This is a genomic window from Pseudomonas sp. GZD-209 (assembly GCF_049310485.1).
Lineage (GTDB): Bacteria > Pseudomonadota > Gammaproteobacteria > Pseudomonadales > Pseudomonadaceae > Aquipseudomonas > Aquipseudomonas sichuanensis.
Genome location: NZ_JBMOWQ010000295.1, coordinates 1 through 2845, shown reverse-complemented (window position 1 = coordinate 2845; position 2845 = coordinate 1). Strand labels below are relative to the sequence as shown.

At 62.3% G+C, this 2845-nt stretch carries 2 protein-coding genes; both read right to left on the bottom strand.

Features of this window, described 5'->3' with window-relative positions; all coding sequences use genetic code 11:
• Positions 1-28: 28 nt before the first annotated feature.
• A complete protein-coding gene (gene aceA, locus ACO6VM_RS27325; protein ID WP_023630475.1) occupies positions 29-1354 on the bottom strand; it encodes an isocitrate lyase in 1326 nt (441 codons plus the stop codon).
• 500 nt (positions 1355-1854) lie between these two features.
• A complete protein-coding gene (locus tag ACO6VM_RS27320) occupies positions 1855-2589 on the bottom strand; it encodes a secretin N-terminal domain-containing protein (RefSeq protein WP_401059380.1) in 735 nt (244 codons plus the stop codon).
• Positions 2590-2845: the final 256 nt, after the last annotated feature.

The following is a 2845-nucleotide window of genomic DNA, read 5'->3' as shown; positions in this document are numbered from 1 at the left end:
GCCTTCTTTTTTCAACAGTTCACCAAACTCAGTGGAACTGTTCTTCCTCGGTCGAACCGGTCAGTGCGGTCACCGACGAAGCGCCACCCTGGATCACGGTGGTCATGTCGTCGAAGTAGCCGGTGCCCACTTCCTGCTGGTGCGCCACGAAGGTGTAGCCTTTGCTGGCGTCGGCGAATTCCTGCTCCTGCAGCTTCACGTAGGCGGTCATGTCGTTGCGGGCGTAGTCGTGCGCCAGGTTGAACATGCCGTGCCACATGTTGTGGATGCCGGCCAGGGTGATGAACTGGTGCTTGTAGCCCATGGCCGACAGTTCGCGCTGGAACTTGGCGATGGTGGCGTCGTCCAGGTTCTTCTTCCAGTTGAAGGAAGGCGAGCAGTTGTACGACAGCAGCTGGTCCGGGTATTCCTTCTTGATCGCTTCGGCGAAGCGACGGGCCTCGTCCAGGTCCGGCTTGGCGGTTTCGCACCAGATCAGGTCGGCATACGGCGCGTAGGCCAGGCCGCGGGAGATGGCCTGGTCGAGGCCGGCGCGGACCTTGTAGAAACCTTCACGGGTACGGTCGCCGATCACGAACGGCTGGTCGTACGGGTCGCAGTCGCTGGTCAGCAGGTCGGCGGCGTTGGCGTCGGTACGGGCCAGGATGATGGTCGGTACACCGGCAACGTCGGCAGCCAGGCGGGCAGCCACCAGCTTCTGTACGGCTTCCTGGGTCGGTACCAGTACCTTGCCGCCCATGTGGCCGCATTTTTTCACCGAGGCCAGCTGGTCTTCGAAGTGCACGCCGGCGGCGCCCGCTTCGATCATGTTCTTCATCAGTTCGTAGGCGTTCAGTACGCCGCCGAAACCGGCTTCGGCGTCAGCCACGATCGGTGCGAAGTAGTCGATGTAGCCTTCGTCGCCTGGGTTCTTGCCGGCTTTCCACTGGATCTGGTCGGCGCGACGGAACGAGTTGTTGATGCGCTTGACCACGGTCGGAACCGAGTCGACCGGGTACAGCGACTGGTCGGGGTACATCGACTCGGCCGAGTTGTTGTCGGCGGCAACCTGCCAGCCGGACAGGTAGATGGCCTGGATGCCGGCCTTGACCTGCTGCACTGCCTGGCCGCCGGTCAGGGCGCCCATGCAGTTGACGAAATCTTTTTCTGGGCGGAAGGACGGGTGGGCACCTTGGGTGACCAGCTTCCACAGTTTCTCTGCGCCCTGGCGGGCCAGGGTGTGCTCCGGTTGCAGCGAGCCACGCAGGCGAACGACATCAGCGGCGGTGTAGGTACGGGTCACGCCTTTCCAGCGCGGGTTTTCGGCCCAGTCTTTCTCGAGGGCTGCAATTTGCTGTTCGCGTGTCAGTGCCATGGAAATAAACCTCGTCGCATCGATCTTGAGTGTAATTGTGCTGATGCTCGACAAACGCGGCTCAGAGGGCCGGGCGGCTGTCCTGTTCGGGGGAGTGCGGCGGCGAACGCAGAAGGCTCGAAGGGGGGAAGGGTGTGCAGGCCGGGCGAAGGCGTGCGCTGCAGGTTGGCTCGTGGATGCCGTGCTGCGGTGCTACGCGATTGCTGATGACTGCGGTGATGCGCTTCCGTCCCTCGGGACAACTTCTTCGTTGCAGTCGCAATCCCGTCGAACCGCCTTGTGGGCCGTATGGACACGAAGCGCCTGCGCTGGTGGTGTGCAGGGCGCTCCGAAGACCCTTGCCAGGGCCTCTGATTAGCGGGAGCGAGGCCATCATGCCTTTGCCAAAAAGTGCCTGTCAACGATTTTGTAGTGCTTTTTTCTGGTTACTACATCTTTGGTCTAATGCGACTTGCTGGTCAGTTTCAAGGCCTTTGGTCGAGGCCTTGAATTGCTTGGGATCAGTCAAGAAGGTCGACTTTGACACGCAAAGTCATATTTTCCCCGCGCTGGGTGCTGTAGCTGAGGCTTGACGCACTGCGCTCGGCCTGGCTGTCCTGGTTGTAGCCCGCCAGTGTGATCCATTCACCCAGCCTGCCGGTGACCGTCGTGTCGGTGCTTTGCACTTTCACTACATCGGCACGTTCCTGGCTCATTCGGTCATTATTGGTGCTGATTTGCAGGCGTACGGTGTCACCGGTCAGGCGTGGGGTAACGTAGAAACCCTGGGTGACATTGCGGTATTGAGTGTCGCTCTGGATGCGCCCGTAGCCGTCGGTGGAGGTGCTGGTGATGGGGATGCTCTGGCCCACCTGGATCAGCGCCGGTTGCCCTTCGCTGGCCTGGATCTGCTGCAGGCCGCCTTCGCGGTTGGCGGTGCCGTAGTGGATTACCCGCGCGTTGCCGCGGTTGTCCTGGAAGTTGCTGTCGTTGTTGTCGACACTGATCAGCAGGCGCTTGGGCGCGGTATCCAGTTGCTGCAGCAGGGTGCGCAGGTCGTCGATGCGTTCCTGGCTGGCATTGACGATCAGCTTGTCCTCGAAGGAGCTGACGCTACCGTCCTTGCCCAGGAACGACTGGGCGGCGGGCAGCAGTTCGGCGCTGCTGCGGTGTTGCAGGGGGATGACCTCGGTGGCGGCCTGGGCGGTGAGGCTGGCGGCCAGCAGCAGCGAGGCAAGGAGGGGGCGTAGCGGCATGTCCATGATCTCCGCGGGTGGAGTGAACATGATGGCAAATTTGTCGGCATCTTGCCGGGTGTGAATCACAAGGCGGTGAATGAATGCGCGGTGGCTGCTGCAAGGCAAATTCCGTAACATCGCGGCCCTCAACTTCAGGCTCACACCTTAGGCGCTCTGTCACGTGGGAGCGGGGGGGGGGGGGGGGGGGGGGGGGGGGGGGGGAGAGGGAGGGGAGGGGGGAGGGGGACAGGGGGGGGAGAAGAGAACCCCACAG

What these genes read in the sequence shown, in the direction of transcription:
- ACO6VM_RS27320 (WP_401059380.1), bottom strand. Translation starts at nt 2,589, where the DNA reads ATGCCGCTACGCCCCCTCCTTGCCTCGCTGCTGCTGGCCGCCAGCCTC.
- aceA (WP_023630475.1), bottom strand. Translation starts at nt 1,354, where the DNA reads ATGGCACTGACACGCGAACAGCAAATTGCAGCCCTCGAGAAAGACTGG.